Here is a 24,237-nt window from a genome sequence, read left to right on the forward strand (position 1 = left end):
CTTAGTCATCTCCCTTTTGTGTTTCTTCAAAGATTGTATCCAGCAAGCTACGATTATTGACTTCAATTTCTTGAATCCTACATCCTGCTTGCACTAACAGTTCCCAGAAAGCATCCGCTTCGCGTGTGACTACTTGCAGGGCATCTTGTTTTTGTGACCAGTTTTCAACCAGGTTAGACTGCTCAACGACTTTCTTGTATGCCAGAGGAAGGATAAAATGCTTTTCAATTCCCTCACTACGCATAGCTAGAGGCGTCGTATCGCGAATCAACTCTCCCTTATTCAAGACCAAAATCCGGTCCGCTGTATGCTCTACCTCTTCGATGTAATGGGACGAATAAAGAATGGTGACTCCCTGTGCTTTTAGGTCCTGAACAATTTCCCAAAAACGTTGACGTGTAGAGGTATCCATGGCAGCAGTTGGCTCATCTAAAAAGACTAGCTTTGGTCGGCCAATCAAGGTCAAGACAAAAGAGAAGAGACGCTTTTGCCCACCTGACAATTTTTCTGCGAATTGCTCTTTTTGTTGCTGGTCAAACTGCAATAGTTGATCGATTTCCTGGTTGCTCAAAGGATTTGGGTAAATGCTTTGAAAGAAAGCAATCAACTCTTTGACCTTTAATTTCTGAACGATGACATTTTCTTGAGGGAGGTAGCCTCTAATATAGTCTAACTGAGAACTCGTCACTGGCAAGCCTTGGATGGATACTTGACCGCTGGTAATCAGTTTATCTCCAAGCAAACAGTCCAAGAGTGTGGTCTTTCCAGCACCATTTGGCCCAATCAAGGCGACGCATTCACCTTCAGCTACCTCAAAGGAAATATCCTTCAATATAGCCTTGCCCTTGATGTTTTTATTTAGGCTTTCTACCTTAATCATGTTCATGATACTCTCCTTTCAGCCACTCCTTTCCCATCGGAAAGGCGATAAAAATCATAAATCCTAGACCCCAGGCACCGCGAATGGCTTGGTGCAGGAAGGCTTGATCAAACCAACCTGTAAACATTTCTACCAACCATACCACTAGTGATAGTTCAATAAAAAGATAGAGAATCGCTTTTTTCATTTTTCAAACTCCTTTTTCACATCTGAGACCAATTTCAAGCTTTCTCGTATCAACCAAGACATGATTCCAAAGCTTGCAAACAACTCCCAAGGAAAATGATAGAAGTCTTCATCCAATCCTGAGAACATGAGATAAGTCATGACTCCTGCTGCTACTAAACTCATTGCGACAATTACTTTATGTTTCATTTTTCTTCCTCCATTTGATACATCTAGTATAATTCTTTGAGGGTTGTCTCACTAGAAGCTTCTGTCATGAGGAGATATGACAAATGTCATAAAAAAATGATGGAATAGAAATTACTAGATTGGGTCAATTTTCTAGTCCCAATCAACTATCCAGTTAAAATCTCATTGCAAAACAAAAAAGAGGCTGGGACAAAAGTCCTAGCCTCTAAATTGTTTTTGGATTGTCGAGCAAGACGCAGTGGTTGAGTGGGCTCTACTACGCTGATTTCATCAGCTTTTACAGCCCTACTCAACTGTGCGGAGGTGGGACGACGTTATTCCACACTGAAAAGATATGGATATACTGGTTGTTGACCTTGGTGGATTTCGACTTCGACATCTTCGAATTCTTCTGTGATTTCTTGGGCAATTTCATTGGCAAGTTCTTCACTTCCATCTTCACCGATATAGAAGGTTACGATTTCACTGTCTTCATCCAACATATGTTTCAAAGTTTCAGTCAGAGTTTGGTGCATGTCAGGGTTTGATACGAGGATCTTACCGTCTACCATACCAAGATTGTCATTTTCATGAATTTCCAAACCATCGATAGTCGTGTCACGAACGGCTGTTGTTACACTACCACTGACCACATCACCAAGGGCTGCAGTCATGCGTTCTTTATTTTCTTCGATAGACTTGCTTGGATCGAAGGCAAGAAGACTAGTCAATCCTTGAGGAAGGGTACGAGCTTCTACCACTACTGCTGGTTGTTCTAAGACTTCAGCTGCAGATTGAGCTGCCATGAAGATATTTTTGTTGTTTGGCAAGAAGATGATGTTACGAGCATTAACTTGCTCAACAGCCTTGATAAAGTCTTCTGTCGAAGGGTTCATGGTTTGTCCCCCTTCGATGACGTAGTCCACACCTTGAGCACGGAAGATGTCTGCCAAGCCTTGTCCAGCTACTACTGCGATAAGAGCATATTCTTTTTCCTCAGCTGGTTTGCTGACTTTAGCTTCTTTTTCTACTTGTGCTTCGTGTTGGTTACGCATGTTATCGACTTTAACCTTAACCAAGCTACCATATTTCAGACCTTCTTGCATAACAAGACCTGGATCTTCTGTATGGACGTGAACTTTAACGATTTCATCGTCATTGACAACAAGAAGTGAATCCCCAAGTTCGTTCAAGTAGTTACGGAATTCTTCGTAGTCAAAGTCTTTAGCATAAGTTGGGCCTTGTTTAAGGGCAACCATGATCTCTGTACAGTAACCAAAGGTGATGTCTTCTGTTGCCACATGTCCAGCTACAGACTTGTGGTGTTCTGCATTGATCATCTCACTCATGTTGGCTGGAGTCGCTACAAAGTCTTCAGAAGCGCTATATTCACCAGTAAGAGCTGAAAGGAAGCCTTCATAGATGAAGACCAAACCTTGACCACCTGAGTCTACAACTCCAACTTCCTTCAAGACTGGAAGCATATCTGGAGTCTTCGCAAGGGCTGTTTTAGCTCCTTCCAAGGCTGCACGCATCACCTCAATAGCATCATCTGTCTGCTCGGCTTTTTTCTTAGCCCCGATGGCTGCACCACGTGATACAGTCAAGATTGTTCCTTCAACTGGCTTCATAACAGCCTTGTAGGCTACTTCAACACCTGATTGGAAGGCAAGAGCTAGATCTTTCCCTGTTAATTCATCTTTTTCCTTGATAGCTTGCGAAAATCCGCGGAAAAGCTGAGAAGTGATAACTCCTGAGTTTCCACGCGCACCCATCAACAGACCTTTAGCCAAGATACTCGCAGCCTCACCAACAGTTGAAGCTGGTTTGTCTGCTACTTCTTTGGCACCATTTTCAATAGTCATTCCCATGTTTGTTCCTGTATCTCCATCTGGAACTGGGAAGACGTTCAATGAGTTGACATATTCGGCTTGCTTGTTCAAACGAGTAGATGCAGCCTGTACCATTTCTTGAAATAAGCTTGTAGTAATATTTGACACGATTATTCTCCTACAACTTTGATATTTTGAATGTAGACATTCACAGTTTGAGCAGTAATGCCAAGTTGGTTTTCCAAACTAAAGCGAACACGCTCTTGGATGTTTTTTGAGACTTCACTGATTTTTGTTCCGTAACTCAACACGGTATATACATCAACTGCAATGCTACCATCTTCGGCCGCTTTTACAACGACACCTTTAGAATAATTTTCCTTCCCAAGGAGGGCTTGGAAATTATCTTTGAGGGCTTTCTTACTTGCCATACCGACCACACCAAAAATCTCAGTTGCTGCACCGCCTACAACGGTAGCAATCACTTCATCTGTTAGTTCGATTTGACCATCTTTTGTATTAATTTTTACAGTCATTTTTTCTACCTCAACTAGTTGATACTCTATTTTATCATATTTCAAGCCAAGTGTAAAAGCAGAATACTGTATCGGCGGATATTTGCTCCTTTGACGAGACTTTTTGAGCTTAGAGCAAAAGAAAAAGACCTGATGGCCTTTTACTCTTTATTAAACGCGTTCTACTTTACCTGATTTCAAAGCACGAGCTGAAGCCCAAACTTTTTTAGGTTTACCATCGATAAGTACAGTAACTTTTTGAAGGTTTGGTTTTACGGCACGTTTTGTTTGGTTCATCGCGTGTGAACGGTTGTTTCCTGATACAGTCTTACGACCTGTAAAGTAACATACTTTAGCCATTTGTGTTTTCCTCCTATTAGATCTAATATAGCGGATGTGCTAGCACCACATACTGTACTATGTTATCACACTTTCTCTTTTTTGGCAAGGGGATTGGAATATTTTTTTATTTAACGTAAACAACTCCTAGTTTCCCAAAAGCTACATCTCCACGGATAATCAAAGTTTTGCTGGTTGGTCCTAGAGGGGCATCTGCCTTGGCTGCTCCACAAAAAGTCTCTACCTTTAGATCTACTCTCCAGTGTTGAGGCACGTAGATAACTGCATTCCCAAAACCGACTTCGATATTCAGAGTAGCAAAATCACCTAACATCTCTGCATTGTCATAATAAATCTTGGCATTCCCGAAACCAACTTCAAACTCATCTTCTACCAAATCTTGGTCCTGCTTGTAAAATGTACCCGCCCCAAAAGCGACTTCCTTGTCTGTCAGAATAGTCTTTTCACCGTCATACCACCATTTTTTCCCATTCCAAGTTCTGTTAGAATGAGTGAGTGCGCTGACACCCATTACGATTAAAATACTTGCCCAGAACAGTGACTGATTGGGAATCGGTAGAATGTCATAAAAATGATTGGCAATCATGAGGGCTACTAGGGCTGTAACTGAGGCTGATGTCAGATGACGACGAAGCAAAGCCTCAACTGATTGATAGGCAAAAAATCCAATACCGATCATAGGCCAAATGTGCCCTCCCAGAGAAGGAATTCCAAAATTCCCCTGCAATAATACTAAGGCTGCCAATACTAGCAACACAATACCAAATGCTTTCTTTTTCATCTTCTTACCTCATGTTTCTTAGATTTTCTTTTAGGAGGGATTGGTAGTGCCGTGACACATGAACCTCCTTGTGGGTCTGATAAAAGGAAATAGTCCCTGTCCCTGAGAAGGACTTGTCCACTGAGTAGACCTGCCGAAGATTGGCTATGGTCGACTTGGATACCCGACTGAAATAGCGGGGCAGGATGGACTCTAGTTCATAGAGCTTGAGTCTCACCTCGTAGGCCTCTTTCTGGGTGTGGGCGTAAATCTTGCTCCCTTCCGTCTCAAAGAAGAGGATTTCTGCCAAGTCTAAGTAGTACTCACCAGTCCCCTTGTAAAAGATCAACCTAGGAGCCTTGGTTTCTTGCAAGAGTCGTTGCAAGTCAGCTATTTCATCTGTCAGGGCTGCAGCCTTGATGACAATCTCTGTCTCAGTTAATTCACTATCAATCTCGATTCGTAACTTCATCCTATCTCCTTTCTGCATCTACTATATCAAAGGCCAGAAGACTTTACAAGGGCAAAAAAGCAAGTGGTCACTTTTTACCCGTAAGTGGTTACGAGGCCAAGCTCACTTGCTTTGCTTTTTAGAAAATAAAGAAAAGAATTCCCCAGAGGAGGCCACAGGCATAGCCAACTAGAACATCCTTGGGATAATGAACACCCCCTAAAACTCGCACAAGACCGAGAAGAATTGATAAAACCAATAAAATCAACCCCACAGGCAAATTTGCATGTAAACAAGCCATGGAAATGATGGTTGCTGAAAAGACGTGGCGACTGGGCATTGAATTGCCAGAACTGTCCTTGTCTAGTAGAGGGACAATTCCCCAAGTCTCATAAGGCCGAGGTTGATTGACCCACTTACGAACGAGCGTCAATAGGACAAAGCCAAAAGCTGGAACTAAAATATAAACAGAAAGGTCTTTCCCGATCCCTTCACCTACAAAGTTTGTTCCCAACAAGGTCAAGTAAGCTAAGGGCATCAGGACTGTCATCATGCGATTAAAGACTCGCATCAATTGCAAAAGATGTGGATGTCGAAGAAGACCTGATTTCCTCTTCTCGTACCATTCTTGATAGTTTTTCATTTCTATTTCTCATACTTTTCTAGGACCTGCTGGGCTGTTTTCCCCTTGGCAAGCCAGTCTACTAATTTGTCCAGACGACGGATTTCCTGCATCAGAGTATCCTCAATTTCCTCAATACGAACACCACAAATCTTACCCGTAATCGCAATCCGTTCAGGTGCATAAGACGGTGCCTGTCGAAAAAAATCTCCGTAGGTAAGGTCCCTATCCAGACAAGCAAGGATGTCACTCACCTCATAACCTGTCAGCCAACTGGTCACTTGGTGAACGGATTCTGCCCTTCCACCCTTTCGCTCAATCTTTGCAATCAAGGCTGGATAGACCGCAGAAAATTTCATATTGTATAATTTCTGACTCATACTTTCCTCTCTCTATTATACCAGTATAAAGAAGAAAAAGAAGGCCGTCAAGCCTTCTTTGGTTTTATTCTTCTACTTCATCTTCTGTAAATTGACTATTGTAGAGGTCAGCATAGAAACCACCTTGAGCCATGAGTTCCTCATGATTGCCTTGCTCAATGATATTTCCATCTTTCATGACCAGGATTAAGTCCGCATTACGGATCGTTGACAAGCGATGGGCGATGACAAAGGATGTGCGTCCTTCCATCAAACGGTCCATGGCTTTCTGAATCAACTCCTCTGTACGTGTATCGACTGAAGATGTCGCTTCGTCCAGAATCAGGAGTGGAGAATCTTTGAGAAGGGCACGAGCGATGGTCAAGAGCTGTTTCTGCCCTACTGACAAGGTCACTGTATCATCCAAAACAGTATCGTAGCCATCTGGTAGAGTCATGATAAAGTGGTGGATTCCGACTGCTTTTGCTGCTTCGATCATGCGCTCATCACTAATCCCAGTTTGATTATAAATGAGATTGTCTCGAATAGTTCCTTCAAAGAGCCAGGTATCCTGCAAGACCATTGAAAAGGCATCGTGCACTTCTGAACGTTTCATCTTCTTGGTATCCACACCATCAATGCGAATGCTTCCCTTATCAATCTCATAGAATTTCATCAAAAGATTGACAATGGTCGTCTTCCCAGCTCCAGTCGGCCCGACAATGGCAACCTTTTGACCCGCATGAGCTGTCGCAGAAAAGTCATGAATGATGGTTCGCTCAGGAGTGTAACCAAAGGAAACTCGGTCAAAGACAACTTCACCCTTCATACCAGTCAATTGTCTTGCCTTATGAGATTCGTCTTCCATCTCAGCTTCGCCTAGAAACTCAAAGACACGTGTCATAGCTGCACTGGCTTGTTGCAAACTTGTAATCCCTTGGGCAATCTGTGATAAGGGTTGAGAGAAGGTACGAACATAAACCATAAAAGCTACGATAATCCCAATACTGATATGGCCTTCAAGAGCCAAGGCAGCACCGACGATAACAACCAAAACATAACTAAAGTTTCCGACAAAGAACATAGCGGGCATCATGATACCAGAAATAAACTGAGATTTCCAGATGCTATCATGTAGATTCTGATTCAAGCCTGCAAATGTGTCTTTTGTTGGTTCCACAGCATTATAGCTGGTCACCACATTGTGGCCAGAGTACATTTCTTCCACATAGCCATTTACAGCTGCTAGGTTGTTTTGTTGAGCTTTAAAGTAGCCCTGCGACTTGGCCATAATTACGGAAACCGCCGCAAATCCAACAAGGGTTGAAACAACGGTAACTAGTGCCAAAATCCAGTTCATACCAAACATGGTAATCAAAACAGCAATTAGTAAAAAGCTAGCTGAGATCACTGTTCCTAAACTTTGGTTGAGAGATTGAGCTGCTGTATCAACGTCATTAGTCACACGAGAAAGGGTGTCTCCTTGAGAATGACGGTCAAAATAAGCAAGTGGCAAGCGATTGATTTTCTCAGCAATAGCTGTCCGCAAACGTTTTGAGAAATGTTGGATACTAGTTGAAAAAATGTAGGCTTGCGTATAGTTCAGGATAATCCCAAGCAAATATAGAATAACCAAAAAGCTAGCAATACTTGAGACAGCCTCTAGGTCAATCTCTGTCATTAACCCATCTGAAATCAAATTGGTAATTTCTTTGATCTTAGTTGGTCCATAAACCGTGATAATACTTGAACAGATAGCCGCCACAACTGCGACTAGTAGAGGAAGTTGGAGACCTGCTAGAAAAGGTCTACACTGTTTCCATAAGGACATTTTCTTATTTTCCATGTTCCAATTCCTCCTTCGATAGTTGTGAATAGGCAATTTCTTGGTAAACTTCATTGTTTGCAAGAAGTTCCTTGTGGGTGCCTTGTCCCACGACTTTACCTTGATCCAAGACTAAGATCAGGTCTGCATCCATAATGGTTGAAATGCGTTGGGCAACAATTAACTTGGTCATGGATTGTGTTTTTTCAGCTAATACTTGACGCAAGATACGATCTGTCTTGTAGTCCAAGGCTGAGAATGAATCATCAAAAATGAGAATCTCTGGTTTACGAGCCAAGGCGCGTGCAATGGCCAGACGTTGTCTCTGTCCACCTGAGAAATTGGTCCCGCCTTGGGCCACTTCCGAGTTTAGACCTGCTTCCTTATCTTCAATAAAGTTTTTAGATTGAGCCAATTCCAGAGCTTGCCACATGGCCGTCTCACTTAGTGGTGTTTCTTGACTCTTACCAAAGTCGAGATTGCCCTTAACATCTCCAGAAAAGAGCACAGCTTTTTGAGGGATATAGCCAACTTTATTACGCAAATCTTCTAAGTCATAATTCTGAACATTGACGCCGTCTACTAGAATTTCTCCCTCTGACACATCATAAAAACGGGGTAAGAGGTTCACAAGCGTCGATTTACCAGAACCAGTTGAACCGATAAAGGCAATGGTTTGCCCTGCTTCTGCCTTGAAGCTGACATGTTCCACAACTGCTTCTGAGTTTTTAGAGTAACGGAAGGTTACGTCGCGGTATTCCACTTGACCTTTTACAGAAGAGTTTGCTGTCTGTGGGTGACTAGGATTTTCAATAGAGGAATGAAGGTCCAAGACTTGATTGATACGACCTGCAGAAACCAAGGTACGAGGCAAGACGATAAAGAGAGCACCCATGAGTAAGAAGCCCATTACCACTTGCATAGCATAGGACATGAAGACCACCATATCGCTAAAGAAGGGTAGACGCTCTGTCAAGCTAGCGTCGTTGATAAGATAAGCACCAATCCAGTAAATAGCCAAGATCAAACCACTGGAAATTGCCTGCATAATTGGGTTCATAATGGCCATTAAGCGACTGACAAAGAGATTGAGTCGTGTGACTTCATCATTGGCTTCTTCGAATTTCTTATCTTGATATTCCTCAGCATTGTATGCACGAACAACCCGAATCCCTGTCAAACTTTCACGAGTGATGCTATTGAGTTTATCTGTCAATTTTTGAATGACAGATTGTTTAGGAAAGGCCAAAGTCATCAAGACAGTTGTCATCAGAACATTGACAATGACTGCCACCACTACTGCCCAAATCCAGTATTCAGACTTGCCAAGTATTTTACCAATGGCCCAAATAGCCATGATAGGACCACGAGTGACCACTTGGAGTCCCATGGTAAAGAGCATCTGAATCTGCGTGATATCATTGGTTGTCCGAGTCAATAGACTGGGAATTGAAAAACGTTTAATTTCTGTCTGGGAGTAATCCAAAACACGATTAAAAATATCGCTTCGTAGATGAGCCGTATAGGATGCTGCAACTCGAGCGGCAAAAAATCCAACTGTTACAGATGATAGGAAGGCTAAGAATGACAAACCCATCATCTTAGTTGCCGGCGACCAAAGGTCTCCCAACTCCGTACCTGGCGTTCCGAGTAATTCTGTTATTTTTGAAACGTAAGTCGGTACTTCTAACTCTAGATAGACCGAGCAACAGGTAAAGAGAACAGTTATTAGAATCATGCTCCACTCTTTTCCTGTGATACGCTTAGCGAGTTTCTTCATTCTTACCTCCTATTTTTTCTACATTTGCTTGTAGTTGGCCCATAACTTCTTCAAAAATAGCGAGATTCTCTTCGGAAATGCCATCAAGCAAACTACGGTTCATTCGATCAAAGAATGATTTGATTTGTTTCATCTGAGAGCGTGATTTTTCGGTCAAATGAACAAATTTCGCTCGTTTATCATTTGGACTCACCTCCAACTCTACCAAACCATTTTGCACCATACGCTTGACCAAATTACTAGCAACTGACTTGGTAATATTGAGCTCTTGTTCAATATCCTTGATGAATGTTAATTCTTGTTCATGCTCACGACGATCTAAAAAACGAATGACCTGCCCTTGCGGACCACCCATAAATTCAATACCACAACGCTTGGCTTCCTTTTGTACCATCAGATGTAACTGGTGACCAAAACGTTTAAAGACCAACATCGGTTTATCCATGCTATCTCCCTTCTAAATAAAAATAGTTCTCTTGAGAATAATTAAGTTTCCATGAGAACTATTTTATCATTTTCAGAAAAGATGTCAAGAAAAAAGTTTCTATGAGAACTATCTCGGTATAAATTGACATCAGCTCTTATTTTATCTATAATAAACACTATCTCACACGAACACAAATCCAGTTTACTAGAAATGAGTCATTCACAAATGAAGCAAAAAGAACAGAAAATCTTAGGAATCCTTGCCATCATCTTTGGAACCCTGGCACTTCTTGGTTCTTGGATACCTATTGTAAACATCCTATCATTTTTCCTTGCCATCGCCTCTTTGATTTTAGGAATTTTTGGCATTGTCCTCAATCTTAGAAACCGTAAAACATTGGCCATTATTGGAACAACCTTAGGTGTTATTTCCATTGTCATTGTTTTGATAACTCAAGTTCTATCTACTAATATCTTTACTGATCTTGCCAGAACCTTTAGTCACCCCTATAGAAACATCACTTTTTCAACTAATACTGAGGAGTATGATGAACTTCCTGATAGTAGTACAGGTGAGGAAGATGATGAGGAAGATACTGAATTCTTCACTTGGAGCCAGGAACAGTTCGATGCCTTGGTAGAAGGGGACACTTCTAATAGCGGGAAGGGAGGCAGCAACTACAAAGATATTATCAGGAAACACGGAATCCCAGATTCAGAAACAGATTCAATTATGGGAGACTATGAAATAAAAAGAATCACCTATCTCTCCATCAGTTCAGATCCTAAGACAGTTGTGCTCACCTTCGTAAAACAAGAAAATGGCCAGTTTCTTCTGATCCGTAAATTCGCCATCGGACTAGATCGCAAAGAACAATCTGATTCTGGAGTGAAAATTTAATATAACTAAAAAGGTGCTGGGAATAGCAATCGGTAGACCAAGTCTCGATTTCTAAATCCCAGCACCACGATATTTCCACAATCCATTGGATTATAGACGATTATAGATAACTAATAACGTTTTGGGCAAAAGAGATTTTTGTCTCTTTCTTACCCCTTTTGTCATAACAAGATAAACAAACCCCTTGAAAATATTGAATGTTCAAAGGGGTTATTTTTATTCTTAGAATCCGTCTACGTTTGTGTAGATTTTTTGTACGTCTTCGTCGTCTTCAAGGACTCCGTAGAGTTTTTCAAATGTTTCCAAATCTTCACCTGACAACTCAACTTCTGATTGAGGAATCATTTCCAATTCAGTTACTTGGAATTCTTCAATACCAGACTCACGCAAAGCAACGATAGCCTTGTGAAGGTCAGTTGGTGCAGTGTAGACAGTGATTGTTCCTTCTTCTGCTTCTACATCATCTACATCAACATCTGCTTCAAGCAAGAGTTCAAAAATAGCATCAGCATCGTCACCTGCAAATACGATAACACCCTTGTTGTCAAAGAGATAAGATACAGAACCTGAAGCTCCCATATTTCCGCCGTTTTTACCAAAGGCAGCACGCACGTTGGCAGCTGTACGGTTAACGTTTGAAGTCAAAGTATCAACGATCAACATAGAACCATTTGGTCCGAAACCTTCGTAACGACCTTCTGTAAAGGTTTCGTCTGTGTTTCCTTTTGCTTTATCGATAGCCTTATCAATAACGTGTTTTGGCACTTGCGCTTGTTTGGCACGATCGACAACGAATTTCAAAGCAGTGTTTAATTCTGGATCTGGTTCACCTTTTTTAGCTGCTACATAGATTTCTACACCAAATTTTGCATATACTTTAGAGTTAGCTCCATCTTTAGCTGTTTTCTTAGCTACGATATTGGCCCATTTACGTCCCATTAGGAATCTCCTTTTTTCACATTTTAATCTTTCTTATTATAACACAAGTCTACCTGATTTTCACTAGAGGAAATGGATTTTTCTTTTGTAAATCAAGCTAGGATTTCCCACCAGCAACCAAGATTTTCTTGCCTTCTTTGATCCATGGATGTTTGGAAAGTGAGAAATAAAGTTGAGCAGTCATAACTAGCCAGAGAAGGGGCTCACATAGAATCACACCTGTATAGCCTGTCCAAGGAATAATCCAAGCTACAAACACGATTTTCCCAAATAACTCGATAAAGCTAGATACGAGAGGTAGGAACTTTTGACCTAGCCCTTGTAAACTATTTCTATAGATCAATAAAAGACTCAAAAATGGATAGAATACAGAACTGATGCGTAGGTATAAAGTCCCATTTTCAATCAAGTAGCCGTCTGTCGAACTTGCCAGGAAAGAAACCAGAGTAGGACTTGCAAAAAATAGGAAAATACAGGCAAAGCTCGCCCAAGCCATACTGATATAACTCCCTAGTCGAAGACCGTGAACAATACGTTCTGGACGTTTTGCCCCAAAGTTTTGAGAGATAAATGTGGTCATAGAGGCTGAAATAGCCGTCATTGGCAATAAGGCAAAGGCCATGATTCGGCGTGCTGCCGTCTGAGCGCTGATAATGACTGCTCCAAAACTATTGACAGAGGATTGCAAAATAACACTTCCGACAGAGACGATTGAACCCATCAAGCCCATGGCTAGCCCCTGCTCCAAAAGATCAATATAGAGAGCCTTATTCCATCTGAAATCTTTCCACCTAGGAAGGAGCTCTGGAACACTCTTTCGGATATAGAGATAACAAAGGATAGCTGACAAGCCCTGGGAGATAATGGTTGCAAGACCAGCAGATTGAACACCTAACTGCAGTTGTGTAATAAAATATAAATCTAGAATGACATTAACAATGGCTGAAAAGATAAGAAAAGCAAGTGCTGCAAGGCTGTCACCAATCGAGCGTAGTAATCCTGCAAAGAGATTATAAGCAAAGCTAACTCCCACACAGCTGACAATCATGGAGATGTATTCATAAGACTGGGGGAGAATCTCTGTAGGAGTTTCCAGATATTGGAGAAGTGGATAGAGGCCGACAAATCCTATCGCCATAACAATCACACTTAAAAGGGCTCCTAAGATCCAAGTGGCTGCGACAGCTTCTTTAATCTTCGAAAAGTTACGGGCTCCATAATAGCGGGCAATCACCACTCCCATTCCATTGCCAACTCCGAGAGCAAAACCGATAATCAAGTCAAAGATAGCCGTTGTTGCCCCAACAGCCGCCAAGGAGTCTGGCCCTAGAAAACGTCCAACAATCAAAATATCAGCCGTATTATAAAGTTGCTGAAAGATATTGGATAGTAGAATCGGTAATGCAAAACTAATTAGCGCGGGAAGGATGGGGCCATGAATCAGGTCCACCGTTGATTTTTTATTCATAAGGCTATTATATCAGCTTTCCAGTAGGGGAACAAGAGAGTTTGGATAAGAAAGCGTTGCCTATATACAGACAATCTGGTATAATCATGACAGAAAAGGAGGTTAGGTATGACCTTAACCAGCCAGTTAATTACAGATGTATTCCCAGATCTTGAAAAAGTTGACCAATTAAACAAGGAAGCTTTTCCTGAAGAAGAAAGAGTACCTTTGGAAGAATTTTTACGTTACCAAGATAGGGATGACGCTCACTTTTTCGCTTTTTATAACGAGGAAGAATTTGTTGGCTTCGCTTTTGCTATTGCCAATCAAAAAGCATTCTACATCAGCTTTTTTGCCATTATGCCCCATCTCCGCAGTCATGGCTACGGGAGAGAAATTATTGAAAAACTCATTGATTTTTACCAGCGTACCATGATTCTTGAAGTTGAACGTTTGGATGAGGAATGCGATAACCTCGAACAGCGAAAAGCTCGCATGGAATTCTATAAACAAAACGGCTTCAAAACAGCCAATGCTTTTTTGGAGTACGAAGGTCTTAGTTTTGAGATTCTATATCGTGGCGACCACTTTGATGAAGAAGCCTACCGTGATATCTTCCAAAAATTACAAGAAGAAAATTATTTTGACTTCCACATCGAGTACCGTCGCTTTAGTGAACACTAGTCTGGATGGCAACCTTGAGTCTCCATTAAAGATTTGTAATTTTCTCTGTAACCAATATACAATCACCTGCACTACAGGTGATTTTTTGTGATTCCGAAATAAGATGAAAACTTGGAAAAAATTATCACCGCATATCACAAATAAGAGGCTAGGACTTTTGTCCCAGCCTCTTATTTGTCTTTGGATTGTCGAGCAAGACGCAGTGGTTGAGTGGGCTCTACTACGCTGATTTCATCAGCTTTTACAGCCCTACTCAACTTTGCGGAGGTGGGACGACGAAATCGAATTCTAACGAATTACCGATTTCTGTCCCACTCTCTTATCATGATTTGTCTCATAAAGATGCACTAAGTTTACGCTTCTGTTCCTGCTTCAGGCATAATAACCCATAGAATGATATAAGCAAGCACTCCTGAACCACCTAACAAAGTGAAAAGGATCCAAAGTGCACGAACCAGAGTAGGGTCAATATCAAAATAGTCGGCAAGACCTGCACAAACACCTGCAATTTTTTTATCTTGAACATTACGAACTAAACGTTTTTCCATAAGAATCTCCTTATACTAATTTTGTTAATTTATTTTATCATCAAATCAAATCTTTTTCAATAGTCTTTCTACTTTTTATCAGAAGATGCTAGTTTTAGCAAACTATATCCCCTCATTGTTTCAGTTCTTTATACTCTTCGAAAATCAAATTCAAACCACGTCAGCTTCGCCTTGTCGTACTCAAGTACAGCCTGCGGCTCGCTTCCTAGTTTGCTCTTTGATTTTCATTGAGTATTAGTCCACGATAACAGAAAAAGTGGGGATTCCTCCACCACTTTTACTTTTTAATCTTCAATTTCGATTTCAAGATCATCGCCAAGATCAAGAGTCACTTCTTGGTTAGCTACTTCTGATTCCGCAGGTGCAACTTTTTCATCAGCTACCGCATCGTCTTCAATCAAGCCAAACTTGACACGAACTTGGTGGTCAATCTCGTCAAAGATTTCTGGGTGATCCGCCAAGTATTTCTTAGCATTTTCAGAACCTTGACCGATCTTTTCGTCTTTATAAGAGTACCATGCTCCTGCTTTCTTGATGATGTCAAGATCACTTGCAATCTTCAAAAGCTCACCAGTTCTTGAAATCCCTTCACCATACATGATTTCAACAAAGGCTTCTTTGAATGGCGGAGCTACCTTGTTTTTAACAACCTTAATCTTGGTTTCCTTACCTACGCTAGTATCTTTTTGGTCACCAGTTCCCTTGATTTGTGTGCTTCCACGAACATCCAAACGGACAGAAGCGTAAAATTTAAGAGCACGTCCACCAGGAGTTGTTTCTGGATTACCAAACATAACCCCTACTTTTTCACGCAATTGGTTGATGAAGATAGCAATTGTCTTTGTCTTGTTAATAGAAGCCCCGAGTTTACGCATAGCCTGGCTCATCATACGAGCTTGAAGACCAACGTGGCTATCTCCGATATCCCCATCGATTTCCGCACGAGGCACAAGAGCTGCAACTGAGTCGATAACAACAAGGTCAACCGCACCTGAGTCAATCAATTTCCCAGCAATTTCAAGACCTTGCTCCCCTGAGTCTGGTTGTGACAAGAGCAATTCATCGATATTAACTCCAAGCGCTGCTGCATAGGCTGGATCAAGAGCGTGCTCTGCATCGATAAAGGCAGCAATTCCGCCTTCTTTTTGGGCTTGCGCTACCGCATGAAGGGCTACTGTTGTCTTACCTGATGACTCTGGTCCGTAGATTTCAATAATACGTCCCTTTGGATAACCACCTGATCCAAGAGCAATATCCAGAGCCAAAGATCCTGAACTCATCACTTGGACTTTTTGCTCTGCACGTTCACCCAAGCGCATGATTGATCCCTTACCAAAGTCTTTTTCAATTAATTTAAGGGCATCATTCAAAGCTTTTTCACGATCAGCACCAAATTTTTTGCCAATTTCGTCTAATTTTTTTGTTGGTTTTTTCGCCATTTTGTTCTCCTATATTCTAATAGTCCTAAGACCTTCTTCTATTATAACAAATCTCCAGCACTTAATAAAGCTTTGCGAACTAGGTTAAAGGCATGTAGGACTGCAATTTCTCGCACATCTGCTCTACTTCTACCTGCGATATTTGCCTGGATAACTTCTGTACCCGAAGCTTGTGCCAAAGCGATAAAGACTGTACCTGCTGGATGTCCTTCTAGGCTGTCTGGTCCAGCCACTCCTGTCAAACTAATTCCAAAATCTGACTGGGTCTTGATTCGTGCCTGTTCAGCCATTTTTTCAGCAGTAAAGGCTGAGACGACTCCATATTTTTCCAATTCAGCCTGTGGAATATCAAGCATCTTAGATTTTTCTTCAAGGCTATAAGTCACAAAACCACCTTTAAAAATAACAGATACACCTGAAAAATCTGCCAAAGTAGCTTGAAAAAGACCTGCAGTCAAGCTTTCTGCTGCAGTGATGGTTTTCTTTTGCTTTTTCAACTCTTCTACTACCAGGCTAGCCAAGCTGGTTTCTTCCCCATAGCCATAGCAAATTTCTCGAAGTGAAACACCCTCAAAGGTTTCTCTTTCAAGGATTTTTTGTTCTAGAGCATCGAGAACACGATCCGCTTCTTCTTGACTCTTAGCCTTGGTCGATAAGCGAAGGGTCACTTCCCCAGTTTTAGCATAAGGTGCCAAGGTTGGATCTGTCTGCTGGTCAATTAAATCTGATAGAATGGTCACTAACTGGCTCTCACCAATCCCAAAGAAACGCAACACACGTGAATAGAGTTTAGAGCCCGTTGTCAATCTCGGAAGTAGCTCATTTAAGACCATAGGTTTCAATTCACTTGGAGGTCCTGGTAGAACGACGTAGGTTACCCCAGCCACTTCAATCATGCCACCTACTGCTAGCCCTGTTTCGTTTGGTAATGGAGTTGAACCTTGAACGATTTGAGCCTGACGTTCATTATTTGGAGTTCGAGCATAGTCTGGTCGGTGAGCAAAAAAGTCATCCAGCTTAGCCTGAGCCTGAGGGTCAAAAGTCAAGTCACGTCCTAAAAATTGAGCTAAAGTTTGCTTGGTCAAATCATCTTCCGTTGGCCCCAAGCCACCTGTTAAAATAACTAGACTACTGCGATTCTGAGCAATTTCTAACAAGGATAAGAGACGAGCCTCGTTATCTCCTACAGCCGTCTGAAAATAGACATCTACACCGATTTCAGCCAACTTTTCAGACAAGAATTGCGCATTGGTATTGACAATCTGACCTGTCAAAATCTCTGTTCCAACAGCTATAATTTCTGCTTTCATTTTTCCTCCTACTTACCTATTCGGATTTCTTTGAAAAAATCGCAGGATAATTCCTACGATTTGATGAATAGTTTCCTATTATTCTAATTCTTCTACTGCAACACTAGTAGATTGAGGCAACTGACCCTGACCATAAAGATTCTCATACAAGACTACATTAGTCTCCAAATTCGTAACCTCTGGTTGCCCGAGCGAACGGCGTAAAAGATTTTGCATCTCTAACATATGCTCAGATGTCACGATTTGGTAAGATGTCCCTTGAAGCATTGCATCCTCTCCACGCAATTGTTGAGACTCAATATTTTTAAATGAATCTTGATAACCCATCAACTGAGGAATCGTTGTCGTTGTAATTTCGATATTTGTCTGCATATTATCGCTAAGAGCCTTCAGAATCTCTTGATAGTGACTCACACTATTCAAACTAAGAATCTTCTCGACAACTTTTTGAATCACTTCACGCTGGCGTTTTTGACGACCATAGTCTCCTTCTGGATCCTGATAACGCATACGTGAATAAACAAGGGCTTCTTCACCATTTAGCTTCTGTTCGCCAACACCGATAGAAATCGTATTAAATGGTTCCTGATCTTGGATAGAGATTGGGAAACCTAGAGTGTTGTTCACTGTAATACCACCCACAGCATCAACCATTCTTTGAAGTCCATGCATATTGACCATCACATAGCGGTCGATATGGATATTCATCATTTTTTGAATCGTTGAAATAGACAACTCTGCTCCACCATTGGCATAGGCGGCATTGAGTTTAGCCTCTATTACACTACCATCTGGCTGCTGGATTTGTGTGAGAATATCTCGCTCTAAACTCATCATGACTGTCTTCTTAGTTTTAGGATTCACTGTGACCAAGATCATTGAATCACTATTACCAGCCCATGGATCTGTACGTTCAACATTCCCTGTGTCCACGCCCATAAGCAAAATCGTCAGAGGTTCGGTCGCTTCAATGACCTTGGTTTCTTCACCGATTTTTTTATAGGTTTTAGCCAAAGTCTGTGTACTTTGTTGGTAGATCGTATAGGCATAAGCTCCCACACCAAGTACTGTCACAAGAACAAAGCCTAAAAACATTCCGATTATCTTTTTTGCCATACTTTTATTCATCTATCAGTTGACCCATCAGGTAAACATCTAGAAACTCTCCTCCTTCTATACAAGCGCCACGTTCCTGTAATCCTTCTATGATAAAACCCATTTTTTCATATAGATGCACCGCAGCAAGATTTCTTTTTTGAACTGTCAATTGTAGACGTCGTACACTACCACTTGATTTGGCCCACTCAATAGCTTCTTCCATCAGGACACTACCGAGACCATTTCCCCAGTAAGCTTTTTTTATTCCTAAAAAGACATCTCCAATATGACGGACTCGCGGACGTTGATCAGCTGTTATATTGATGATTCCTACTAACTCATCATTCAAAAAAACGAGTAGGGTAATTTGATTATACGACTGGGCCTGCTTGTCCAAAAAATGTTGCATCTCAGACTCAGTCATTGCAATCCCATTTTCATCCAGACTGGTAAAATTAGACTCTTGACCAATCTGATCCAAGAGAGCAATGACTTCTGAAGCATCCTGGGTTTCCGCTTCACGGATTAAAAGATCATACTCCATCCGTCAATCCTTTCAAAAGTTCTGTTGCCCTTTGACCATGAGCATGAAAGACCATTTCTCGCCCCTCATCTTTTTTTAGGATTTCTAACTCCAGATAATCTGAAGGGAGATCCTCACCCAATAGATGTCCCCACTCAATAACCGTTACACCTGAACCAAAAAGAAATTCGTCCAAATCGATAGAATCTGCATCCCCTTCGATACGATAAACATCCAAGTGATACAGGGGGAGACGTCCTTCATATTCTCGAACAATGGTATAAGTAGGACTCTTAATCATTTGATGAATGTCCAATCCTTTAGCTATACCTTTTGTTAGTGTTGTTTTCCCAGCACCTAATTCACCAGTCAAAATCAATACATCATTTTTTTCTAACAAGTGCCCTAGCTTTTCCCCAAGTGCAATCAACTCATCTTCATTTTTTGTGTACATGTACTTATTATACCAAAAAGTTTTATTTTGTGATATTTCCATCAACAAAAAAAGAGGAGACTCCCCTCTTTTTTTAGTTTTTGTCATTAGTTAAGAGCCATACTGATGTAGTTCAAGATAAACAAGGCATCCAAAATCCAAATCATGACATGCACATCTTTCACTTGACCTTTGACAACCTTCGTCAAAGTATAAGTTAAGAAACCAACGGCAATCCCTTGTGTGATTGAGTAGCTGAATCCCATAAAGATAGAAGTGAAGAAGGCTGGAATAGCTTCAGCCATATCATCCCAAGGAATGTTTTTCAAGTTAGAGAGCATCATGATTCCGACGATAATCAAAATTGGTGCTGTCGCAGCTGAAGGCACAATGGCAAGAAGTGGGCTAAAGAAGCTTGATAGAGCAAAACAGATAGCAACAACTAAGGCTGTCAATCCAGTACGTCCACCAGCACCGATCCCTGCTGCTGACTCAATATAAGTTGTAACGTTTGAAGTACCTGCAATAGCACCTACTGAAGTTGCTACCAAGTCAGAATATAGAGCCTTATCTAATTTAGCTGATTCATTGTTTTCACCACTTGTTGCAATGATACCAACTTTTTCACCAGTACCGATAAGAGTACCGATAGTATCAAAAATATCTGTCAATGAGAAAGCAAGAATGGCCATCAAGGTTTCTGGCAAACGAGAAGTGTTTGAAATCAGAGATCCTAATCCTTCTGAACCAAGAGCAGCACCAAACAAAGTTCCTAGGTCGTTAACTGCTGATGAAAGATTGTTGCTTGCAAAGTCAATGCTAGACAAATCAACAAGACCAACAGCAATAGCAAGAACTGTCGTTGTCAAAATAGAAAGGATGATACCGCCTTTGATCCCCTTAACAACGAAGAAGATAGTAATGGCAAGACCTGCAAGAGCTACCAAGACAGCTGGAGTGTTGAAGTCTACCAATCCTGGAACAGCTGCTGAGTTTGCAGTAAGTGCTGCTTGAGCCTTATCTGCTCCTTCACCTGCTACTGTATAAGTACCCGGGTCAATCGAGAATTTCAAGAGACCAGCATTCTTAATCCCAACATAAGCAAGGAAAACCCCAATACCAGCTGAAATCGCTGAACGAAGAGTTGTAGGAATAGATTCAATGATCATTTTACGAACATTGGTCAATGTAATAATCAATGAAATAATCCCACAAATGAAGACCATCCCAAGAGCTTCTTGCCATTTATAACCCATCCCAAATACGACGGTAAATGTAAAGAAGGCATTGAGTCCCATACCTGGAGCTTGCGCATATGGTAAGTTAGCATAGAAGGCCATCATCAAAGTCCCCACAACAGAACCAATGATTGTAGCCAAGAACACACCTTGAACAGGCATTCCTGTTTGTGAAAGCATTTGAGGATTTACAAAGAGAATATAACTCATTGCAAAGAAAGTTGTTAAACCAGCAAGAACCTCTGTACGGACATCTGTCCCGTGCTCTTTTAGTTTAAATAGTTTGTCCATTTTTAATCTCCTTTGTCATTTTACGAACAATGCTACCATTATATCACCAATCATTCATCTTTTCAAGATATTTTTTCTAATTTTAAAAATTCTTATGAGATATTATTCTCCCTATTTTCGCTTATTATCAGCTTTTCTAGTCACTTTCTGATATAATAGAAAACATCTTATCTGAAACTAGATTCGGGAGGATTTTATGACTAAAAAAATGATTGCCGTCGATTTGGACGGAACCTTGCTCAACTCTGAAAGCAAACTTTCTGATTTTACTATTGAAACGATTAAGAAAATCTCTAAAAAAGGCCACCAAGTTGTTATCGCAACTGGTCGCCCTTATCGTATGGCTAAAGATTTTTATGATCAGCTTGAACTTGAAACGCCTATGATTAACTTCAATGGTTCGCTCACTCACCTGCCTGGTAAGGTTTGGGAGCATGAAAAATGCCTGACTGTTGATAAAAAATATCTCTTAGATATGGTTCAACGAAAAGAGGAGATTGAGGCAGACTTTATCGCAGGTGAATACCGTAAAAAATTTTACATTACAGCCCCGGACAAAGAAATTGCCAACCCTAAATTATTTGGCGTTGAAAACTTTCGCCCTGAAAATCAATTCCAGTCTAACTTAGTGACCAAGGGGCCTAACTGCATTTTATTACAAACTAGGGCAGACGATAAATATGCACTAGCTGAAGAGATGAACAGCTTTTACAAGCACCAACTCAATATTAACACTTGGGGTGGCCCTTTGAACATTCTCGAATGTACTCCCAAAGGAGTTCACAAGGCCTTTGCCCTCGAATATCTTCTTAAGGTCATGAATATAGACAAACAGAATTTGATTGCCTTTGGTGACGAACATAATGACCAAGAAATGCTTTCTTTTGCAGGTAAAGGTTATGCCATGAAAAATGCAAATCCTGCTCTGTTACCTTTCGCAGACGAGCAATTACCATTGACCAACGAAGAAGATGGCGTCGCTCACTTTTTACAGGAACGATTTCTTTAATTTCACTCATTCTATACTTTTGGGGTAGACATTAGCTACCTTGACAGTATGGAATTTTTTTGAGCTCAAAGTCAATGAAAAAAGGATTTGAATCCGTCTTTTACAGATCCAAATCCCAACAAATGATGTCTATTTCTTTAAAACGATACGATCTGAAACCTCACGGTTCATGTCATCGATAATAATCTGGTTCTCTTCAGCCACATAAATCTTGATATCGTCTCCAATAAAGACTCTCTGATTTTCTGGTTCGAAGGTCACCTTTTTCACCTCTTTATCTCCGTTCGCTTCAACTTCTGTCCACGTTCCGGTATTTCCAGTAACTACAAGAGTAATGCTATCACCCTCGTCTTGTCCCTTGTATGTCCCATCTATATTAGTAGTTGCGTCAGTCTTTGCACTAGTAGTAGAACTAGAAGCACTGATTTCTGATACTTGACTAGTGCTCACTTCAGAGCTAGAGCTTGCTTGGGATGAAGGCGCCTGCTTCGTTGTTGACGAACAAGCAACTAAAAGACTAAGACTTGCTACAGTAGCAAGAGAAAGTGTAAATTTTTTTAGTGACATAATGTCTCCTTTCTTTCAGGAGCTAAAGGCAGAAAAACTGCAGAACTATTCTACTTATACTATATCAAATAAAGGAAACAAGGTCAATCAAGCAACTATGTTTTTATAAGGTAGGCACGAACTTCAGATATAAAATATAGGGAACCTGTAACAAACAGTAAGTCTTTCTCACCTGCAGACTTTTCAAAATCATCTATAAAGTCTCGATAGGAAGCAACTCTATGATAGTCGCTCAAATCTTTCTCCTCCAAAGATCCCTGATAGTCAAAGCTCGTCACATAGAGAGCTGTATCAGGCAAATGATCGGTCAGATAACCAAGCATACCACTGTAATCTTTACGCTTTAAAGCTCCAAAAAGGATTTGAGGTTGATAACCTTGCTGAATTTTTTCCTGGATAAATTCAACTAACCGCTCCAAGGCTGGTAGATTGTGGGCACCATCTAGATAAATGTGCTCCGTAACAGCTTCTAGACGCCCAGCCCAACTAGTTGTTTTCAGAGCATACCGGATAGCTTCCTCATTGACCTTTTCACCTCTCTCTGTCATAAACAACAGAAATGCCTGCAAAGCAAGGGCGGCATTTTCCTCTTGATAAGCTCCTTCCAAACCCAGTTTTAATTGGGTCAAATCCGCTAGAGAAGAAGAAAAATTTCCTGATTTGAAAGAAAAATCTCGGTCAGCTTGGTAGAGAGTTACATCTAAATCTTCTGCTATCTTTTGACAAACGAGCTGGGCTTCAGGAGCTAAGTTTGCAATCACTGCTACTCTTTCTGGCTTAAAAATTCCTGCTTTCTGTTCAGCGATTTCTTCCAGACTATTGCCCAAGGTCTCCTGATGATCTAGGCCGATTGAAGTAATAACTGCAATCTCTCCAGTCACCACATTAGTGGTATCAAGAAGTCCACCAATCCCAACTTCTAATAGAACTAGATCCACCTCTTGTTCTTTAAAATAAAGCAAAGCAATCACTGTTAACAATTCAAAAAAAGACAATTGATCATGTGTCTCTAGAAGTCTTTGCTCCATTTCCTTAACTTGATTTGCCAAACGGATAAAGTCTGCGTCCGATATGGGTTGACCATTGATACAAATCCGATCATGGATGCTAACAATGTGGGGTGAAGTAAAGGTCCCCACCTTCTTACCATGAGAAACAAAGAGTTCTCTCATAAAGGCGATGGTTGAACCCTTTCCATTTGTCCCTGTCACATGGATAATAGGATAGGCTTGCTCAGGGTTCCCCAGCAAGTCTACCGCTCTCTGCATCCGCCCCAAACCTGATCTAAAATTCAAACCGATTCGACTATGAAGCCATTTTTCTACTTCAAACACGCTTAATCTCCTTAATCCTTAACAAAAAAGCGAAGATTCTCTTCGCTTTTCACTGAATTAGCTAGTACTTAGCTATATTTTATTTCAATACGGGCTAAAAACGTTCCTCGGACTTACTTACGGTCTTTATTTTTAGCGTAAGGCTAAAAACGTCCACTGGACCGACTTGCGATCTTCATTTCTATCGCAAGGGTAAAAACGTTCCCAGTCTCTCCAGTTCTCTCTTATTTCAAGGAACTGGGCTGATACAGTCTACCAGACTTACCAGCTCTCTCTTAATTCAAGGAGCTGGGCTAAAAACATCCCCCGGAC

General features: G+C 41.1%; 27 protein-coding genes. 3 read left to right on the forward strand and 24 right to left on the reverse strand.

The features are described from left to right. Position 1: 1 nt before the first annotated feature. From E7C97_RS03035 to E7C97_RS03095, 13 genes are all read right to left on the reverse strand, one after another. Positions 2 to 886, reverse strand: coding sequence for an ABC transporter ATP-binding protein (locus E7C97_RS03035; protein WP_316108098.1), 885 nt, complete (start codon positions 884 to 886; stop codon positions 2 to 4). Then, a complete protein-coding gene (locus E7C97_RS03040; protein ID WP_316108099.1) occupies positions 873 to 1,067 on the reverse strand; it encodes a hypothetical protein in 195 nt (64 codons plus the stop codon). The genes E7C97_RS03035 and E7C97_RS03040 overlap by 14 nt, the downstream gene beginning before the upstream one ends. Beyond that, entirely contained in the window at positions 1,064 to 1,255 is a 192-nt protein-coding gene (locus E7C97_RS03045; protein ID WP_316108100.1) for a hypothetical protein, read from the reverse strand. Before E7C97_RS03045 ends, E7C97_RS03040 begins: the two co-directional genes overlap by 4 nt. Before the next feature lie 314 nt (positions 1,256 to 1,569). Next, positions 1,570 to 3,234 carry a DAK2 domain-containing protein gene (locus E7C97_RS03050; RefSeq protein WP_316108101.1) on the reverse strand — a complete coding sequence of 555 codons (1,665 nt, stop codon included), beginning with the start codon at positions 3,232 to 3,234 and terminating at the stop codon, positions 1,570 to 1,572. Between the two features lie 2 nt (positions 3,235 to 3,236). Beyond that, entirely contained in the window at positions 3,237 to 3,602 is a 366-nt protein-coding gene (locus E7C97_RS03055) for an Asp23/Gls24 family envelope stress response protein (RefSeq protein WP_000216431.1), read from the reverse strand. 150 nt (positions 3,603 to 3,752) lie between these two features. After that, complete coding sequence (rpmB, locus tag E7C97_RS03060) at positions 3,753 to 3,941, reverse strand: 50S ribosomal protein L28 (RefSeq protein WP_001140948.1); 189 nt, start codon at positions 3,939 to 3,941, stop codon at positions 3,753 to 3,755. A 106-nt stretch (positions 3,942 to 4,047) separates the two neighbouring features. After that, positions 4,048 to 4,722, reverse strand: coding sequence for a LiaF transmembrane domain-containing protein (locus tag E7C97_RS03065; RefSeq protein WP_316108102.1), 675 nt, complete (start codon positions 4,720 to 4,722; stop codon positions 4,048 to 4,050). Positions 4,723 to 4,726: 4 nt separating this feature from the next. Further along, positions 4,727 to 5,173 carry a LytTR family DNA-binding domain-containing protein gene (locus tag E7C97_RS03070; RefSeq protein WP_006155797.1) on the reverse strand — a complete coding sequence of 149 codons (447 nt, stop codon included), beginning with the start codon at positions 5,171 to 5,173 and terminating at the stop codon, positions 4,727 to 4,729. A gap of 118 nt (positions 5,174 to 5,291) precedes the next feature. Beyond that, positions 5,292 to 5,795, reverse strand: a complete 504-nt coding sequence (locus tag E7C97_RS03075; protein ID WP_316108103.1) for a phosphatase PAP2 family protein — start codon at positions 5,793 to 5,795, stop codon at positions 5,292 to 5,294. A 2-nt stretch (positions 5,796 to 5,797) separates the two neighbouring features. Further along, a complete protein-coding gene (locus E7C97_RS03080; protein ID WP_316108104.1) occupies positions 5,798 to 6,154 on the reverse strand; it encodes a DUF2200 family protein in 357 nt (118 codons plus the stop codon). 64 nt (positions 6,155 to 6,218) lie between these two features. Continuing rightward, positions 6,219 to 7,979, reverse strand: coding sequence for an ABC transporter ATP-binding protein (locus tag E7C97_RS03085; protein WP_316108105.1), 1,761 nt, complete (start codon positions 7,977 to 7,979; stop codon positions 6,219 to 6,221). Next, the gene (locus E7C97_RS03090; protein WP_316108106.1) at positions 7,969 to 9,738 is read right to left on the reverse strand and encodes an ABC transporter ATP-binding protein; all 1,770 of its coding nucleotides are present in this window, start codon (positions 9,736 to 9,738) and stop codon (positions 7,969 to 7,971) included. Before E7C97_RS03090 ends, E7C97_RS03085 begins: the two co-directional genes overlap by 11 nt. Continuing rightward, on the reverse strand, positions 9,722 to 10,183 hold the full coding sequence (locus E7C97_RS03095; protein ID WP_316108107.1) for a MarR family winged helix-turn-helix transcriptional regulator: 462 nt from the start codon (positions 10,181 to 10,183) through the stop codon (positions 9,722 to 9,724). Before E7C97_RS03095 ends, E7C97_RS03090 begins: the two co-directional genes overlap by 17 nt. Positions 10,184 to 10,390: 207 nt before the next feature. On the opposite strand from E7C97_RS03095, the gene E7C97_RS03100 reads away from it, so the two are divergent. Then, entirely contained in the window at positions 10,391 to 11,065 is a 675-nt protein-coding gene (locus tag E7C97_RS03100; RefSeq protein WP_316108108.1) for a CD20-like domain-containing protein, read from the forward strand. A 222-nt stretch (positions 11,066 to 11,287) separates the two neighbouring features. On the opposite strand, the gene E7C97_RS03105 is transcribed toward E7C97_RS03100, so the two are convergent. After that, a complete protein-coding gene (locus E7C97_RS03105) occupies positions 11,288 to 12,004 on the reverse strand; it encodes a YebC/PmpR family DNA-binding transcriptional regulator (RefSeq protein ID WP_301392122.1) in 717 nt (238 codons plus the stop codon). Positions 12,005 to 12,101: 97 nt separating this feature from the next. Then, a complete protein-coding gene (locus E7C97_RS03110; RefSeq protein WP_316108109.1) occupies positions 12,102 to 13,472 on the reverse strand; it encodes an MATE family efflux transporter in 1,371 nt (456 codons plus the stop codon). A gap of 108 nt (positions 13,473 to 13,580) precedes the next feature. Here E7C97_RS03110 and E7C97_RS03115 point away from each other — a divergent pair, with 108 nt between their 5' ends. Further along, positions 13,581 to 14,135, forward strand: a complete 555-nt coding sequence (locus E7C97_RS03115) for a GNAT family N-acetyltransferase (protein WP_045762592.1) — start codon at positions 13,581 to 13,583, stop codon at positions 14,133 to 14,135. A gap of 353 nt (positions 14,136 to 14,488) precedes the next feature. On the opposite strand, the gene E7C97_RS03120 is transcribed toward E7C97_RS03115, so the two are convergent. From E7C97_RS03120 to E7C97_RS03150, 7 genes are all read right to left on the reverse strand, one after another. Beyond that, a complete protein-coding gene (locus E7C97_RS03120; RefSeq protein WP_000415530.1) occupies positions 14,489 to 14,683 on the reverse strand; it encodes a PspC domain-containing protein in 195 nt (64 codons plus the stop codon). A gap of 284 nt (positions 14,684 to 14,967) precedes the next feature. Further along, complete coding sequence (recA, locus tag E7C97_RS03125) at positions 14,968 to 16,122, reverse strand: recombinase RecA (RefSeq protein WP_049531203.1); 1,155 nt, start codon at positions 16,120 to 16,122, stop codon at positions 14,968 to 14,970. A 41-nt stretch (positions 16,123 to 16,163) separates the two neighbouring features. Then, complete coding sequence (locus E7C97_RS03130; RefSeq protein ID WP_316108110.1) at positions 16,164 to 17,432, reverse strand: competence/damage-inducible protein A; 1,269 nt, start codon at positions 17,430 to 17,432, stop codon at positions 16,164 to 16,166. Positions 17,433 to 17,510: 78 nt separating this feature from the next. Beyond that, positions 17,511 to 18,548, reverse strand: a complete 1,038-nt coding sequence (gene brpA, locus E7C97_RS03135) for a biofilm formation/cell division transcriptional regulator BrpA (protein WP_049502894.1) — start codon at positions 18,546 to 18,548, stop codon at positions 17,511 to 17,513. Between the two features lie 4 nt (positions 18,549 to 18,552). Continuing rightward, positions 18,553 to 19,074, reverse strand: a complete 522-nt coding sequence (locus E7C97_RS03140; RefSeq protein ID WP_316108111.1) for a GNAT family N-acetyltransferase — start codon at positions 19,072 to 19,074, stop codon at positions 18,553 to 18,555. Next, positions 19,064 to 19,507 carry a tRNA (adenosine(37)-N6)-threonylcarbamoyltransferase complex ATPase subunit type 1 TsaE gene (tsaE, locus tag E7C97_RS03145; RefSeq protein WP_316108112.1) on the reverse strand — a complete coding sequence of 148 codons (444 nt, stop codon included), beginning with the start codon at positions 19,505 to 19,507 and terminating at the stop codon, positions 19,064 to 19,066. The genes E7C97_RS03140 and tsaE overlap by 11 nt, the downstream gene beginning before the upstream one ends. A gap of 86 nt (positions 19,508 to 19,593) precedes the next feature. Then, positions 19,594 to 21,015 (reverse strand): NCS2 family permease, encoded by a 1,422-nt coding sequence (locus E7C97_RS03150; RefSeq protein WP_316108113.1) that lies wholly within the window; start codon positions 21,013 to 21,015, stop codon positions 19,594 to 19,596. Between the two features lie 196 nt (positions 21,016 to 21,211). Between E7C97_RS03150 and E7C97_RS03155 the strand changes: the two genes are divergently transcribed. Then, on the forward strand, positions 21,212 to 22,024 hold the full coding sequence (locus E7C97_RS03155) for a Cof-type HAD-IIB family hydrolase (RefSeq protein WP_316108114.1): 813 nt from the start codon (positions 21,212 to 21,214) through the stop codon (positions 22,022 to 22,024). Positions 22,025 to 22,153: 129 nt separating this feature from the next. Here E7C97_RS03155 and E7C97_RS03160 read toward each other — a convergent pair whose 3' ends face one another. Then, the gene (locus E7C97_RS03160; RefSeq protein WP_316108115.1) at positions 22,154 to 22,591 is read right to left on the reverse strand and encodes an SP_0198 family lipoprotein; all 438 of its coding nucleotides are present in this window, start codon (positions 22,589 to 22,591) and stop codon (positions 22,154 to 22,156) included. A gap of 95 nt (positions 22,592 to 22,686) precedes the next feature. Then, positions 22,687 to 23,925, reverse strand: coding sequence for a folylpolyglutamate synthase/dihydrofolate synthase family protein (locus E7C97_RS03165; protein ID WP_316108116.1), 1,239 nt, complete (start codon positions 23,923 to 23,925; stop codon positions 22,687 to 22,689). Positions 23,926 to 24,237: the final 312 nt, after the last annotated feature.

The sequence above is a fragment of the Streptococcus sp. genome, assembly GCF_032481935.1.
Taxonomy (GTDB): Bacteria; Bacillota; Bacilli; order Lactobacillales; family Streptococcaceae; genus Streptococcus.

Excerpts from the sequence above, each read along its gene's own strand:
- E7C97_RS03035 (WP_316108098.1), bottom strand. The coding sequence starts at position 886 with ATGAACATGATTAAGGTAGAAAGCCTAAATAAAAACATCAAGGGCAAG.
- E7C97_RS03040 (WP_316108099.1), bottom strand. The coding sequence starts at position 1,067 with ATGAAAAAAGCGATTCTCTATCTTTTTATTGAACTATCACTAGTGGTA.
- E7C97_RS03045 (WP_316108100.1), bottom strand. The coding sequence starts at position 1,255 with ATGAAACATAAAGTAATTGTCGCAATGAGTTTAGTAGCAGCAGGAGTC.
- E7C97_RS03055 (WP_000216431.1), bottom strand. The coding sequence starts at position 3,602 with ATGACTGTAAAAATTAATACAAAAGATGGTCAAATCGAACTAACAGAT.
- rpmB (WP_001140948.1), bottom strand. The coding sequence starts at position 3,941 with ATGGCTAAAGTATGTTACTTTACAGGTCGTAAGACTGTATCAGGAAAC.
- E7C97_RS03065 (WP_316108102.1), bottom strand. The coding sequence starts at position 4,722 with ATGAAAAAGAAAGCATTTGGTATTGTGTTGCTAGTATTGGCAGCCTTA.
- E7C97_RS03070 (WP_006155797.1), bottom strand. The coding sequence starts at position 5,173 with ATGAAGTTACGAATCGAGATTGATAGTGAATTAACTGAGACAGAGATT.
- E7C97_RS03075 (WP_316108103.1), bottom strand. The coding sequence starts at position 5,795 with ATGAAAAACTATCAAGAATGGTACGAGAAGAGGAAATCAGGTCTTCTT.
- E7C97_RS03080 (WP_316108104.1), bottom strand. The coding sequence starts at position 6,154 with ATGAGTCAGAAATTATACAATATGAAATTTTCTGCGGTCTATCCAGCC.
- E7C97_RS03085 (WP_316108105.1), bottom strand. The coding sequence starts at position 7,979 with ATGGAAAATAAGAAAATGTCCTTATGGAAACAGTGTAGACCTTTTCTA.
- E7C97_RS03090 (WP_316108106.1), bottom strand. The coding sequence starts at position 9,738 with ATGAAGAAACTCGCTAAGCGTATCACAGGAAAAGAGTGGAGCATGATT.
- E7C97_RS03095 (WP_316108107.1), bottom strand. The coding sequence starts at position 10,183 with ATGGATAAACCGATGTTGGTCTTTAAACGTTTTGGTCACCAGTTACAT.
- E7C97_RS03100 (WP_316108108.1), top strand. The coding sequence starts at position 10,391 with ATGAAGCAAAAAGAACAGAAAATCTTAGGAATCCTTGCCATCATCTTT.
- E7C97_RS03105 (WP_301392122.1), bottom strand. The coding sequence starts at position 12,004 with ATGGGACGTAAATGGGCCAATATCGTAGCTAAGAAAACAGCTAAAGAT.
- E7C97_RS03110 (WP_316108109.1), bottom strand. The coding sequence starts at position 13,472 with ATGAATAAAAAATCAACGGTGGACCTGATTCATGGCCCCATCCTTCCC.
- E7C97_RS03115 (WP_045762592.1), top strand. The coding sequence starts at position 13,581 with ATGACCTTAACCAGCCAGTTAATTACAGATGTATTCCCAGATCTTGAA.
- E7C97_RS03120 (WP_000415530.1), bottom strand. The coding sequence starts at position 14,683 with ATGGAAAAACGTTTAGTTCGTAATGTTCAAGATAAAAAAATTGCAGGT.
- recA (WP_049531203.1), bottom strand. The coding sequence starts at position 16,122 with ATGGCGAAAAAACCAACAAAAAAATTAGACGAAATTGGCAAAAAATTT.
- E7C97_RS03130 (WP_316108110.1), bottom strand. The coding sequence starts at position 17,432 with ATGAAAGCAGAAATTATAGCTGTTGGAACAGAGATTTTGACAGGTCAG.
- brpA (WP_049502894.1), bottom strand. The coding sequence starts at position 18,548 with ATGGCAAAAAAGATAATCGGAATGTTTTTAGGCTTTGTTCTTGTGACA.
- E7C97_RS03140 (WP_316108111.1), bottom strand. The coding sequence starts at position 19,074 with ATGGAGTATGATCTTTTAATCCGTGAAGCGGAAACCCAGGATGCTTCA.
- tsaE (WP_316108112.1), bottom strand. The coding sequence starts at position 19,507 with ATGTACACAAAAAATGAAGATGAGTTGATTGCACTTGGGGAAAAGCTA.
- E7C97_RS03150 (WP_316108113.1), bottom strand. The coding sequence starts at position 21,015 with ATGGACAAACTATTTAAACTAAAAGAGCACGGGACAGATGTCCGTACA.
- E7C97_RS03155 (WP_316108114.1), top strand. The coding sequence starts at position 21,212 with ATGACTAAAAAAATGATTGCCGTCGATTTGGACGGAACCTTGCTCAAC.
- E7C97_RS03160 (WP_316108115.1), bottom strand. The coding sequence starts at position 22,591 with ATGTCACTAAAAAAATTTACACTTTCTCTTGCTACTGTAGCAAGTCTT.